2 protein-coding genes are annotated in these 15,834 nt (G+C 49.1%); both read left to right on the top strand.

What is annotated here, in order from left to right:
* The first annotated feature begins 230 nt into the window (after positions 1–230).
* Positions 231–7,862 carry an AAA family ATPase gene (locus tag ACOMHB_RS22655; RefSeq protein WP_448218317.1) on the top strand — a complete coding sequence of 2,544 codons (7,632 nt, stop codon included), beginning with the start codon at positions 231–233 and terminating at the stop codon, positions 7,860–7,862.
* A 407-nt stretch (positions 7,863–8,269) separates the two neighbouring features.
* Positions 8,270–15,742, top strand: coding sequence for an AAA family ATPase (locus tag ACOMHB_RS22650; RefSeq protein ID WP_448218316.1), 7,473 nt, complete (start codon positions 8,270–8,272; stop codon positions 15,740–15,742).
* The last annotated feature ends 92 nt before the right edge of the window (positions 15,743–15,834 follow it).

Genomic DNA, 15,834 nt, shown 5'->3' with positions numbered 1-15,834 from the left:
TAGCTACGCAACCAGAGTTGGAACGCAGAAGGATGGAAAAAGCGCCGTCCAGAATATGCGAAACCAACTGGTTAGGTACTTAGTCTGGTCACGATGAGTTTTTAGAGGACGTTGACTTCCTTCAATGTTACAGGCAACTGTTAAAATGGAACTTTAATCCTATTTTAAGGTCAAATAGTAATACAGTTTCATAACACTCCTGCAAAGGAAAGCAGTAGAGGAGATTGGCTATGGATGGTCAGATCAATGGAAAAACAAACAACCCTGTTTTTAAGACTGAAAAACCTGATGGCGGCATACCACCCAAAAGAGCAAAGCTGGATTTAAAACCAGAGATTGCAGAGGTCACCGGTGTAACTGCCAGACTCAATATATCGCCAACTTCGAGTAGCCAGGCGGACAAAACGAGAACCGTATCCGCAACGGATTCGTTGCTCCAAAAGGCTCCTCATGCCTTCGATTTTCGTTTTGTCGCCAGTGATGATGAGGTTCGACAACTTCTGATTGCCAGGACCTGCGATAAACATCAGGATGTTACTGTTATTTCCCACCCCGACGACCTCTCACAGGCTAACCTGGTTAGCCGGTTGAGTATTTCCGAAGAGGGTCGCCACACTCTGCGTTCAGGCAAGCTCTTTGAAAGTTCACAGCCATTGACACTGGTGATAGATATTCGAAAACTCACCGGTGAAGAACTGCCAAAGTTTAACGATTTACTGGACCCGGATAACCCCTGCCTGTACGACAAAGTCAGCAACAAAAAACGTCCTTTGGGCGAGCATGTTTCGCTATTGGTGTTGGCAGACCCTGCACAGTTGGCATCAGTTGGCCGACGTGACAAGGCATCGGGGGCCGAGGCACCCGGTGCTGATTTCTGGCGGCGAATTAATCGACCGGGCAATACCTGGCAGTTCAACGAAACGACCGGCAATGCCTCATTGATGGATATCGACGAGGTTCAGTTATTGGCTGAACTCCCCTCTGCCGAAAGTGCTATGGATGACGAAAATACCCTTCTTATTAACTGCCACTTGGACAGCAGCTGGCGGCAGTTATTGCTGGGTGGCCCCGGAGTGGATCAACAAGGGCGAATCCGACACATCCCCGGCAAGCTTGAGTCGTTAAAGGCCGGACAACGGGTGATTCTGAAAGGCGCCAATTGGCAGGATCTGGCCTTTGAACAGACGGTTCGACAGATGCTGGCGCAACAGTGTTTTGAGAGCAACGGGAAGATCTGTCCATTACCCGACGATGTTCAGTTTTATAAGATGCCGTTAGGCAATGAAGAGCTTCATACACTGTTCCAAAGTCTGTCTCACTCTGATAATGAAGAAGGTGACCAGGAACTTGATAAAGCCCAGGCATCAGCAAACCCGATCATCATTAACCAGAGTAATATCAGGGAGTGGCTGAGCCCGATTGCCATTGCCCCGGAAGGCTATGCAATCCCTAATACCAGTCTGTTGGAACAAATTCGGGCAGGTGGTGCTGTCACCGTAACGTCCACCCTCACTGAGGCACACTGGTTTCATTTGCTGGGTTCACTGCAGACGATTCGCGAGACGACCGGCCTGGAGCCCCGGCTTCAGGTGACTGATTCAAGACAGCAACCAAAAGCACTGGGATTGACAGAAAACAATGAACAGCCAATCACAGATCAAGCCACTTTTAATACCGTTACTTATCAGCAACATACCCAGACAAGTCATTGGCTAAATAATCAGCAGGAAGCCCCTTTGGTCATTCAGGTCAGCGAACGGACCGGCTTCAGTCAGCTCTTTGATAATATCCATATCACTTCGGAACAACAGGCGCATTTTGGACGACAGCCGAGTAAGTTGCAGGAGGCATTGAGCGCTGGCGAACCGATTGTATTCCGGGGACTCGAGCATAACCCAAGGCTTCAGCAGCTTCTGGAGCCCCTGGTTATTGGGCAACCTTTGTTGGTGAACGGTCAATTACAAGCCTACCCACAGGCTTGTGTCACTTTACTCTGGCCTGAGTCTGTAAAAAGTCCGTCTCCGGTCTTGCACTCGCTGGTTGCCAAGGGTGAACCCTGTCCCGAGGTCGATCTCTGGGCTATCAATGCCAACAGGCATGAAATCCCCCGGGCTGAGCTGCCAGAACAAGCGCTTAATAAACTTTACCAGGCGTTTAAAACCGTACCTGTCGGCCTTTGTAACCCTCTGCCTGAATTGAACGAAGGCTTATTGAATAACCTGATAATGGCTGCCCGGCGGGCACAACAGGTTGATCAGTCCTCAACGCTTTTACCCCGCCACTGGCGCAGGGCCATTAATAGCGTCATCACCCATGGCACCCGGCAGAATCCACCCGTGAGGGATTTTATGAAAGTGGCTTGCCGGAGCTTGTTACCGGATAGGACGCCGGATAAGGATCAGCCAATCTCGGTAGACCCGGATCAGTTAACGGCCATCATCGACAGTGCCCCGCAGTTGAATAGAGCGTTTTTGGAGCAGAACCTGTGGCCATTGGCCAGAGCCATTGATCTGACAGCATTCAAGAACGGTAAATCTAAAGGATTACTGTTGTCCTATGAAGAACCAGTTTCCGTTTGGCATAAGGAAAATTTTCTGGACAAGCTCTGTGCCCTGATTGTGGCCCCTTTGCCTGATGAACTTCGTCAGGCCATGGCGTATCAGTTGAAAGTCGATCCGGAGGCAGCGAAACGCTATCCACCGTTAACCATCAGGCCATCAAGACAAATTAAACGTTTGCAGGATGCACTGGCTTCTGGCTGGCAGTTACGTTTGCCACCAGGGCAGACGCGATCCGATGCCATTCAGGCTCTGGCTACCGATTGTCTTAATAAAGCCATAACAGCGAATTCTGAGGCAGAAGGCATTGAACGCATTGAACACCGATTGGCTGAATCACTTATATGGGCAGGCTCCACAGACAATCCCCTGTCAGCACTGGCCCGGGATCTTTATCACAGCGAGATAAGTCAGAAAGATCGTGAAAGTCGTCGATTATCCCGACTTCATGACCGGCTTACCGACTCTCCCGTTATCTTCCTGCAAGGGGAAACCGGCACCGGGAAAAGTTACTTTTCTGCCAAAATGGCCAAGGCTTCGGGACAGGCTTCAGTCATTTCCCTTGGACCTTCCGACAGCGAACAGACCCTGATGAAACGCTGGCAGTGGCAACAATACGCTGATGGCGACCGCTCTATGGTGCAGCAAAACCTGGCATTGATGGAATGGGCCAATACCAAATCCGACAAAGACGGAGAGTACATCACTTTAGTGCTGGATGAAGCCAACCTGACCCAAGCCGGATTACTGGCATCATTGAACGGCTTATGGGAACCACAACCCTGCATCTATGTGAATGGTCATCCTGTCAAGGTCAGCGAAAAACACCGGGTGATTCTCACCGGTAATCCGAATCATTATGCCGGGCGCCAACTCGACCCGACCCTGAAAGAGAAATTGTCCAGAGCTTACTACCCACGCCTGGATCAGGCTTTTCTCAGGGACAGGGTGGTGGAACAGGCTCTGGTCAATCACTTACAAGAGCATCTGACAAAGCATCAAATAAACGACATTGCACGTATTGCCAGCAAAAGTGTGATGGCGCTTTGGCAATATTATCAGGAACTCTTGCCCGACCATGAGTTTACCCCCAGGGATTTAACGGATATCTGTAGTTGGGTGGGTTGGTATCTCGACCGTGCTCAGCCCGCTCTTGGCAGTGTGACCTGTGGGCAAATAAACAGTTTGATACAACACAGTTTTCGGGATGTACTGGGCCCTGAAATCACCGAAACGCATCAGGATGCCCTGTCGGCACTGGAAATCTGGTTTGCTGCCCGTTACCAGGCGGAGAACATCCTGAGCGACAGAGTTCGTAACAAGACCCTGTCAGATTTTCAGCAGACCTTCAGAACAGTCAGCGAAAAAATCCGACCAGACTTTGATACCTCCGGATCAGCAGTCTGTGAACTGGCGCAACAGCTTGGGCAGGATTTAAGCCGCTGTCAGCAGGCTTATCATCACGACAGAAAACACGGCGGCCGTCAGGCAACACTGATAGAAGGTCCGTCCGGGCGGGGTAAAGATGCCACTCTGAACCTGGTGATTGAAAGTGTCAGACAGCAGGCCGAAAAACGTCAAGAATTGATGCCGGAAGTCTATTACCTGAATGCCTGTGATTGTTCCTGGGACAAACTGTGCGAAAAGATCCAGAAGGCCAAAATTGAAGGCGGCATCGTGGTGATTTCGGAAATGAACCTGATCGACAGCCAGCATCTGGAAGGTGAGTTAAACGATATTCTGGCCGGAGACGCCCATCCGGGTTTTCACCTCTTTGCCACCATCAACCCACCTGAGTACAGCGGGCGAAAACCCTTATCACCGGCCCTGAAAGGGCGTTTTCGACATTTGCCCATCCGGCAGTACAAAGCGACCGAATTACAGACCATTGCCGCGAAAGTGTTGCCAGAGTCTTCACAAGGAACATTCGCCGCTGAGATGCTAACAGAAAAACATTGTCGTTTAAGGGCTCACCTGCAAAGCAAAAAACTGCCATTACAACCGACCAGCCTTGATTTACAGAATGTTGCCAGGGCTATAAACAGAGGTGGTGATTTTAGCGAAAAAGCCGTTCATCAATGCCTCAATCAGCACTACCGGCTTTACCTGATGGCTGCCAACCTATCGCTGGAGGAATTGCCGGAGTCTTCGGCTCTTGCCATGGAGAAAAGTGAATTTGATTCCGGACTTTGCCATTGGTTCAATGAAACGGTATCGGGCATTGATCGTCCGTGGTTGATACGAAGCAGTCATCTCAACAGTGTTGATGAAAAAAAACATGAAATCCTTGTTAACACTCAGCGTGATGAAAAGGAAGTCAGAACGGAAATCATAAAAGGTGTGGCTCAGGCAAAGTGGCAGTCATCAGGCCTTCCCCTGAAGCCGGACGAGTCGGACGATATTCTTACCGGGGCACTCTACCGACACTGGCAGCAACGCTGGTTTAGCAATCATTTTGGCCGGACGAACGTAGACGCTAACAGCGTATTTCCCCTGACGGAAGAACAGCAACAAACGCTGAAAATGTCAGCTAACCAGCCTTATCTTCAGGCCGCTGATCAGCAGATAGGGGCGTGGAAAGCCGATAAAGTTCAATGGTGGTCTGTGTTCTGGTATCAGATCAGTGATTTGCTGAACCATCTGGCAGACGATTTAATCAACGAAGCATCCGCTATTGGTGGTGATAAGGCTCCTGAACAAGACAAGCCAGAAGTCCACGAGAAACAGGCTCGGGCATTGGATCAGAGAACGGAGCCTGCGCCAGAACCTGTTAACGAAGTCTTGACCACCAGTAGTGATAAAGTTCCGCCACAAGTCCACGAGATGCAAGCTCCGGCATTGGATCAGAGAGCGAACCTCGAGTCACAACCTGTTAATAAAACGTTGACTGTCTACGGTGATAGCACTCCAGAAAAATACATTCCGGAAGTCCATGAGAAAGAGGCCCCGGTATTGGACCGAAGAACGGACTATGAGAATGAGAAAGAGAGCGAGCGACAACTTGACGATTATATAATTTTTGATGACCCGGACCATTTTCCCGGGATTTATCGGTCATTGGCAGAGGATATTTATGTATCACCTGAGGGCAAAATCAAAAGGATCAGTATTAATGATAAACACATGCAGGGAGTCGAAGTCATCATACCTGCACGGTTACCAGAGCATGGCCGGGAAGTGACATTAGCCAGCGACCAAACACTGGCTACCTTTTACATGTCATCAAAAAATGGTCAATTTATATTGCCCAGCCTGACAGTTAAGGACTACATCGTGGCACTGCGCATAGAACCTAATCTGGCATTCACACTGCTCAGGGACCGATATACCGGCATACACACACTATTTATTCCAGAAGCCAAAGCCGACCAGAGCATTAAATTTGCTTATGTCGTAGAACCCAGAGAAGTGGGCAAAAAAACACCGGCTGAAAAAGTCCGGCCAGCACCATCAAGACGTTTTGACGCCCACTGTTGCCAGGGTATGAAAACAGTACTGGACGACGTGTTTCAGAAGATTGAGAAACAGGCATCCAAAGTAAGGAAACCTTTGCAGAAAATAGCAAAGGCTGAAGACACGGAGCAGCGCATTAGGGCAATCCAGGATTATTGCGAAGACTTTTCCGGTGTTGCTGTACCAAAGCGCAATAAAAATTTCTTTCACTTCCTGATAACACGCCGACAAGGCAGCTGTCGTCATCGTGTGCCTGTTTTTATTGCTTTATGTCGTTATTTTGGCATTCCATGCCGACAAATATCCAATGATACCCACGCCTTTGCAGAGTGTTCGCCGGACGGTGGCCAAACCTGGAAATCGGTGGATTTGGGCGGAGCGCCTGTCGAGGTAACAGAAATCCTCCCTGAGTTCCAGGACACCAGAAGAGTCAGTGTTTCCGGCACCGAGTTAAAGAAGACCAGAGATCTGCTGAATGGGCGTCTGAAAGGTGCTGATTTAGCACAACAGCAAACTCTGGCTGAAGCCTGCGGAACAAGTCCTGAAGAACTGAACAAGGCCCTTGAGGCAGGCTGTGAATCGCCGGAAACCCTTCCAGATATTTTCGAAATAGTAAAGAAACTCTGGCAGACAAAAGATTTAACCGGCTTTTCCATGGGTGTCTTAATATTAGTGTCGCTGGAAACAAAAGCATTAGACTTTAACGAGAAGGAGTTGATTCGTACTGTCTTTAACAATGATCAACCGTTGTCGAAGACAGTCAAACACATCTTGTCCAACAGTGATAGAAATCAGGTCATTGAACCACTCAAGTTATTGCACTCAAAAATGATTATTCATGGCTCATTAAAACCTGGGGACTGGTTTATCTTAATGCTGAATATTCTGAGTGACATTGATCTGACCCCTGCGGTTATTGACTTTACCTGGGAAGCCCTGGCATCGGGTTGGCTGGATATACTGCCAACCTATAAATGCCTGGAGGCCGGTGAACACCATAAGCTATTGGTTCGTCTGCAAGGTGTCGATGAACTGAAGGTTCAAGCCAGCCATTTACTGAAAAAGTGGTATAAGAAATTATTCTTCAGAGAGAAAGATAGCCAGACATGGCAAAGGGCTTACCATTCCTTCCAAACAAGTAAATCAGGGGCCTTTTTTGTCACTCGTTGTCATCATGGTTTATCGCCATCTCTGGAAAAAAACATTCTCACCTCATCTTTACGCAACGCCTGGACGGACCAACCCGAGGGCATTGCGAATATAGAACGAATGCTGGTTCACCATCCTGCATTTCCGAAATTAATCTCGGGCAAAGCGAACCACCGTCCGGTGATTATCATGGGGAGGCTTAACTGGATATCTGGCTTGAAAGTGAAGCATAAAAAGGTCGCAGCCCTGTTACAACGAATCGCTGAGAACCGCTCAGACCTGAAACATTTGTTGGAAAAAAACAGTCAATTCAGCTTATCTTCAGGGGAAGTAGCTCTCATAAATGATTTAAAAGACAAATGTATGGAGGCGCTTAAGCAGGCCTTCAGTCATTATCTGTATGAAGTAACACACCTGAAAGGCGGTTGCCTGACCTATTGCTGGGGCGATGCCCACATAGATGGATGCTGGGATAGCAACAGGTATGGCGCTCATGACCCATCCTCACCAGAAGAACTGAATGCCATGATGTCTGCAATCAGAAATGAAGAGCTTGAGAAATCTATTCAGGATGACTACTTACGTCAGGCACTTAACGCCAGTGATGCTCTGGTGCTCAAAACCAATGAGCTGAATACCATTGCCGAAGAGTTTTTGAACAGCGTGAATTTGAATTCGCTTTGTGAGGCATTGGATACCTGATAACCGTTTGGTCATGATGCGCTTTTCGAGATCGGTAACTCCACTCCCGTCATTCCCGGCTTCCCTCCCGTCATTCCCGGCTTCCCTCCCGTCATTCCCGGCTTCCCTCCCGTCATTCCCGCGAAGGCGGGAATCCACACTGACTCACCACCAGAACCATACTACCCGGTGCCCCCCTGGCCTTGCCATCCCCGAGAAGGCAGAGATCCAACGTTGGCGCTGGATTTCCGCCTTCGCGGGAATGACGACCCTTTAGTGCCGCACAGGCCCAAAGACTGTATAACAGCAGGTTGGACACCCCTACAGAGGGGTAACAATTAAAATGGAACTTTAATCACACCTTAAGGTCTAACCATCAGACAGTTTTAATAAAGTCCTTCAAATGACAGTTGAGAGGAAGATTGACTATGGATAGTCAGATTGCCAGAGGTACAAAAAAACACGTTCCTCATCCTGGCCTGCCTGATTATGGCGTGGCAGCCAAGATGGCAGAGCCGGGTGTATCGTCAAAGGAAAAGCAGGATGTAGAAATCTGCTCTGAAGTAAGGTCCAGACTAAAGAGATTGCCCTCTTCGGAGACCTTGCCTGACAAAGTGAGAACCCTCTCCGCAACGGATTCCTCGCGCCAAAAGGCGACTCATTCCTTCGATTTTCGTTTTGTCGACAGTGATGACGAGGTTCGACAGCTTTTGATTGCCAGGACCTGTGATGAACATCAGGATGTTGCTGTTATTTCCCACCCCGACGACCTCTCACAGGCTAACCTGGTGAGCCGGTTGAGCATTTCTGAAGAGGGTCGCCACACTCTGAGTTCGGGCAAGCTGTTTGAAGGTTCACAGCCATTGACTCTGGTAATTGATATTCGAAAGCTTACCAGCGAAGAACTGCCAAAATTTAACGATCTGCTGGACCCGGATAACCCTTGTCTGTTCGACAAAGTCAGCCATGAGAAGCGCCCTCTGGGCCAGCATGTTTCTCTATTGGTTCTGGCAGACCCGGCACAGCTGGCATCGGATGGCAGGCGTGATGATGCACTGGGGGTCGGCGCCCCCGGTGCTGATTTCTGGCGACGAATTAATCGGCCGGAAAATACCTGGAAGTTCAACGCGCAGACTGACAATGACCCATCGATAGAGATCGACAAGGTACCTTCGGTATTGACTGAACTCCCTTCTGCCGAAAGTGTTATGGACGACGACAATAGTGTTTTAATTGACTGCCATTTGCACAACAACTGGCGACAGTTGCTGCTGGGCGGCCCCGGAGTGGATAAACAGGGGCGAATCCGGCACCTGCCCGGCAGGCTTGAGTCATTGAGGACCGGACAACGGGTGATTCTGAAAGGGGCGGATTGGGAAGACCTGGCCTTTGAACAGACGATTCGACAGATGCTGGCGCAACAGTGTTTTGAGAGCAACGGGAAGATCTGTCCATTACCCGACGATGTTCAGTTTTATCAGATGCCGGTGGGGAAAGACGAGCTTAATTCAATGTTCCAAAGTCTGTCGCACTCTTGCGACGAAAAAGACTCCGCTCCACGACCCCCGATCCTTATTAACGAGAGCAATATCAGTGAATGGCTCAACCCGATTGCTATTGCCCCGGAAGGCTATGCAATCCCTAATACCAGTCTGTTGCAACAAATTCGGGCAGGTGGTGTAGTCACCGTAACGTCCACCCTCACTGAGGCACACTGGTTTCATTTGCTGGGTTCACTGCAGACGATTCGCGAGACGACCGGCCTGGAGACCCGGCTTCAGGTGACTGATTCAAGACAGCAACCAAAAGCACTGGGATTGGCAGAAAACAATGAACAGCCAATCACAGATCAAGCCACTTTTAATACCGTTACTTATCAGCAACATGCCCAGACAAGTCATTGGCTGAATAATCAGCAGGAAGCCCCTTTGGTCATTCAGGTCAGCGAACAGACCGGCTTTAGTCAGCTCTTTGATAATATCCATATCACTTCGGAACAACAGGCGCATTTTGGGCGAGAGCCGAGTAAATTGCAGGAGGCATTGAGCGCTGGCGAACCGATTGTATTCCGGGGACTCGAGCATAACCCAAGGCTTCAGCAGCTTCTGGAGCCCCTGGTTATTGGGCAACCTCTGTTGGTGAACGGTCAATTACAAAGCTACCCACAGGCTCATGTCACTTTACTCTGGCCTGAGTCTGTAAAAAGTCCGTCTCCGGTCTTGCACTCGCTGGTTGCCAAGGGTGAACCCTGTCCTGAGGTCGATCTCTGGGCTATCAATGCCAACAGGCATGAAATCCCCCGGGCTGAGCTGCCAGAACAAGCGCTTAATAAACTTTACCAGGCGTTTAAAACCGTACCTGTCGGCCTTTGTAACCCTCTGCCTGAAATGAACGAAGTGTTACTGAATAACCTGATAATGGCTGCCCGGCGGGCACAACAGGTTGATCAGTCCTCAACGCTTTTACCCCGCCACTGGCGCAGGGCCATTAATAGCGTCATCACCCACGTCACCCGGCAGAATCCGCCCGTGAGGGATTTTATGAAAGTGGCTTGCTGGCAATTTTTACCGGATAAGGATCACCTTCCCTCGGTAGACCCGGATCAGTTAACGGCCATCATCAACAGTGCCCCGCAGTTGGATAGAGCGTATTTGGAGCAGAACCTGTGGCCACTGGCCAGAACCATTGATCTGACAGTCTTGAAGGACAGTAAATCTGAAGGATTATCGCTGTCCTATAAAGAGCCAGTTTCATTTTGGCATAGGAGAAATTTTCTGGACAGGCTCTGTGCCCTGATTGTGGCCCTTGGGCCTGAAGAACATCGTCAGGCAATGGCGTATCAGTTAAAAGTCGATCCGGAGGCAGCGAAACGATATCCACCCTTAACCATCAGGCCATCAAGACAAATTAAACGTTTGCAGGATGCGCTGGTTTCTGGCTGGCAGTTACGTTTGCTACCAGGGCAGACGCGATCCGATGTCATTCAGGCTCTGGCCACCGATTGTTTCCACATCGTCAGGACAGCCAATTCTGAAGCAGAAGGCATTGAACGTATAAAACGTCAACTGTTTGAATCAATGGCGTGGCAAGGTTCCACTGATATGCCCTGGTCAGCACTGGCCCGGGATCTTTATCACGGCGAGATAAGTCAGAAGGATCGTGAGAGTCGTCGATTGTCCCGACTTCTTGATCGGCTTACGGACTCTCCCGTTATCTTCCTGCAGGGAGAAACCGGCACCGGGAAAAGTTACTTTTCTGCCAGAATGGCGAAGACTTCAGGGCAGGCTTCGGTGTTGTCTCTTGGACCTTCTGACAGCGAGCAGACCCTGATGAAACGCTGGCAGTGGCAACAGCATGCCGATGGCGACCGCACTATGATGCAGCAAAACCGGGCATTGATGGAATGGGCCAATACCAAATCCGACAAAGACGGAGAGTACATCACTTTAGTGCTGGATGAAGCCAACCTGACCCAAGCCGGATTACTGGCATCATTGAACGGCTTATGGGAACCACAACCCCGCATCTATGTGAATGGTCATCCTGTCAAGGTCAGCCCAAAACACCGGGTGATTCTCACCGGTAACCCGGATCATTATGCCGGGCGCCAGCTCGATCCGGACCTGAAAGAGAAGCTGCCCAGGGCTTACTACCCACGTCTGGACCGGGCATTCCTTAGGGACAGGGTGGTGGAACCGGCTCTGGTCAAGCATTTACAAGAGCATCTGATGGAGCATCAAATAAACGACATTGCACACAGTGCCAGCAAAAGTGTGATGGCGCTCTGGCAATATTATCAGGAACTCTTGCCCGACCATGAGTTTACCCCCAGGGATTTAACGGACATCTGCAGTTGGGTGGGTTGGTATCTGGATCGTGCTCAGCCCGCTCGCGGCAGTGTGACCTGTGGGCAAATAAACAGTTTGATACAACACAGTTTTCGGGATGTACTGGGGCCGGAAATCACCGAAACGCAACGGGATGCCCTGTCGGCACTGGAAATCTGGTTTGCTGCCCGTTACCAGGCGGAGAACACCCTGAGCGACAGAGTTCGTAACAAAACCCTGTCAGATTTTCAGCAGACCTTCAGTACAGTCACCCGAGAAATCCAACCGGACTTTGATACCTCCGGATCGGCGGTCCGTGAACTGGCGCAGCAGCTTGGGCAGGATTTAAGCCGCTGTCAGCAGGCTCATCATCACGACAGAAAACACGGCGGCCGTCAGGCAACACTGATTGAAGGTCCGGCGGGGCGGGGTAAAGATGCCACTCTGAACCTGGTGATTGAAAGTGTCAGACAGCAGGCCGAAAAACGTCAAGAATTGATGCCAGAAGTCTATTACCTGAATGCCTGTGATTGTTCCTGGGACAAAGTGTGTGAAAAGATCCAGAAGGCCAGAATTGAAGGCGGCATCGTGGTGATTTCAGAAATGAACCTGATCGACAGCCAGCATCTGGAAGGTGAGTTAAACGATATTCTGGCCGGTGTCGCCCATCCGGGTTTTCACTTGTTTGCCACCATCAACCCGCCTGAGTACAGCGGGCGAAAGCCCTTATCACCGGCGCTGAAAGGGCGTTTTCGACATTTGCCCATCCGGCAGTACAATGCGACCGAATTACAGACCATTGCCGAAAAAGTGCTGCCAGAGTCCTCACAAGGGACATTCGCCGCCAAGATGCTAACAGAAAAACATTGTCGTTTAAGGGCTCACCTGCAAAGCAAAAAACTGCCATTGCAACCGACCAGCCTTGATTTACAGAATGTTGCCAGGGCTATCACCAGAGGTGGCGATTTGAGCGAAAAAGCCGTTAATCAATACCTCAATCAGCACTACCGGCTTTACTTGATGGCTACCGACCTATCGCTGGAGAAACTGCCCGAGTCTTCGGCTCTTGCCATGGGGAAAAGTGAATTTGATTCCGGACTTTGCCGTTGGTTCAATGAAACGGTACCGGGCATTGATCGTCCGTGGTTGATACGAAACAGTCATCTCAACATTGTTGATGAAAAAAAACATGAAATCCTTGTTAACACTCAGCGGGATGAAAAGGAAGTCAGAACGGAAATCATCAAAAGTGTGGCTCAGGCAAAGTGGCAGTCATCAGGCCTTCCCCTGAAGCCGGACGAGTCGGACGATATTCTTACCGGGGCACTCTACCGACACTGGCAGCAACGCTGGTTTAGCAATCATTTTGGCCGGACGAACGTAGACGTTAACAGCGTATTTCCCCTGACGGAAGAACAGCAACAAACGCTGAAAATGTCAGCTAACCAGCCTTATCTTCAGGCCGCTGATCAGCAGATAGGGGCGTGGAAAGCCGATAAAGTTCAATGGTGGTCTGTGTTCTGGTATCAGATCAGTGATCTGTTGAACCATCTGGCAGACGATTTTATCAACGAAGCATCCGCTATTGGTGGTGATAAGGCTACGGCATTGGGTCAGAGAACGAACCACGAGCCACAGCCTGTTAATAAAGGGTTGACTATCTACGGTGATCGCGCTCCAGAAAAATACATTCCGGAAGTCCATGAGGAAGGGGCTCCGGTATTGGACCGAAGAACGAACTATGAGAAAGAGAGCAAGCCACGAATTGACGATTATATAATTTTTGATAAGCCGGGCCATTTTCCCGGGATTTATCGGTCATTTGCAAAGGATATTTATGTATCTCCTGAGGGCAAAATCAAACGGATCAGTATTAATGATAAACACATGCAGGGAGTCGAAGTCGTCATACCTGCCCGGTTACCAGAGCATGACCGGAAAGTGACATTAGCCAGGGACCAAACACTGGCCACCTTTTACGAGTCATCAAAAAATGGTCAATTTATATTGCCCAGCCTGACAATTAACGACTATATCGTGGCACTGCGCGTAGAACCCAATCTGGCATTCACGCTGCTCAGGGACCGATATACCGGTATACACACACTATTTATTCCAGAAGCCAAAGTCGGCCAGAGCATTAAATTTGTTTATGTTGTAGAACCCAGAGAAGTGGGCAAAAAAACATCGGCTGAAAAAATCCGGCCCGCACAATCAAGACGTTTTGACGCCCACTGTTGCGAAGGTATGAAAACAATACTGAACGACCTGTTTGAGAACATTGAGAAACAGGCATCCGAAATAAAGAAACCTTTGCAGAAGATAGCAGAGGCTACAGACACGGAGCAACGCATTAAGGCAATCAAGGACTATTGCGAACACTTTTCCGGTGTTGATGTACCAGAGCGCAATAAAAATTTCTTTCACTTCCTGGTAACACGCCGACAAGGCGCCTGTCGTCATCGTGTGCCTGTTTTTATTGCTTTATGTCGTTATTTTGGCATTCCATGCCGACAAATATCCAATGATACCCACGCCTTTGCAGAGTGTTCGCCGGACGGTGGCCAAACCTGGAAATCGGTCGATTTGGGCGGAGCGCCTGTCGAGGCAACAGAAATCCGCCCTCACTTCCAGGACACCAAAAGAGTCAGTGTTTCCGGCACTAAATTAAAGAAGACCAGGAATCTGCTGAATGGGATCCTGACAGGTGCTGATTTAGCACAACAGCAAACTCTGGCTAAAGCCTCTGGTATGAGTCCTGAAGAACTGAAACAGGCCCTTGAGGCAGGCTGTGGATCGCCGGAAACCCTTCCGGGTAGTTTCGAAATGGTAAAGAATCTCTGGGGGAGAAAAGATTTACCCGGCTTTTCCATGGGTGTCTCAATATTATTAGTGTCGCTGGAAACAGAAGCACACAACTTTGACGAAGTTCTATTGGTTTGGAGTGTTTTTGACGAAAATAAACTGATGTTGGAGACAATCAAACACATCTTGTCCAACAGTGATAAAGATCAGGTCACTGAACCCCTCAAGTTATTGCGTTCAAAAATGAGTATTTGGGACATAGCAGGCCCTGAGGACTGGCTAAACCCAATAATGAAAATTCTGAATGACATTGAACTGACTCCTTCGGTTATTGACTTTGCCCGGAAAGCCCTGGCATCGGGTTGGCTGGATATACCGCCGACCTATACGGGCCTCGTAAAGGCCCATAAACACCATGAGCTATTGGTACGTCTGCAAGGTGTCGATGAACTGAAGGTTAAAGCCAGCCATTTACTGAAAAAGTGGTATAAGAAATTATTCTTCAGAGGGAAAGATAGCCAGTTATGGCAAAGGGCTTACCATTCGTTCCAAACAACAAAAGCCGGGGCCTTTTTTGTCACTCATTGTCATCATGGTTTATCGCCATTTCTGGAAAAAAATATTCTCAGTTCATCTATACGCAACGCCTGGACGGACCAACCTGAGGGCATTGCGAATATAGAACGAATGCTGGTTCACCATCCTGCATTTCCGAAATTAATCTCGGGCAAAGCGAACCACCGTCCGGTAATTATCGTGGGGAGGCCTGACTGGAGCTATGGCCTGGAAGCGATGGATAAAAAGGTCGAAGCCCTGTTACAACGAATCGCTGAGAACCGCTCAGACCTGAAACATTTGTTGGAAAAAAACAGTCAATTCAGCTTATCTTCAGGGGAAGTAGCTCTCATAAATGATTTAAAAGACAAATGTGAGGAGGCGCTTAAGCAGGCCTTCAGTCATTATCTGTATGAAGTGACACACCTGAAAGGCGGTTGCCTGACCTATTGCTGGGGCGATGCCCACATAGATGGATGCTGGAATAGCAACAGGTATGGCGCTCATGACCCATCCTCACCAGAAGAACTGAATGCCATGATGTCTGCAATCAGAAATGAAGAGCTTGAGAAATCTATTCAGGATGACTACTTACGTCAGGCACTTAACGCCAGTGATGCTCTGGTGCTCAAAACCAATGAGCTGAATACCATTGCCGAAGAGTTTTTGAACAGCGTGAATTTGAATTCGCTTTGTGAGGCATTGGATACCTGATCATAGTTTGGTCCTGATCAGTTTTTCGAGATCGTTAAAATGGAACTTTAATCACACCTTACAGGTCTAACCATTTAACAATTTCAATAAAG

This window comes from Endozoicomonas sp. 2B-B (assembly GCF_053470045.1).
The sequence above is the reverse complement of the archived record's forward strand: the minus strand, read 5'-3'. Positions and strand labels throughout refer to the sequence as shown.

Coding starts and splice junctions, on each gene's coding strand:
- ACOMHB_RS22650 (WP_448218316.1), top strand. CDS start 8,270: ATGGATAGTCAGATTGCCAGAGGTACAAAAAAACACGTTCCTCATCCT.
- ACOMHB_RS22655 (WP_448218317.1), top strand. CDS start 231: ATGGATGGTCAGATCAATGGAAAAACAAACAACCCTGTTTTTAAGACT.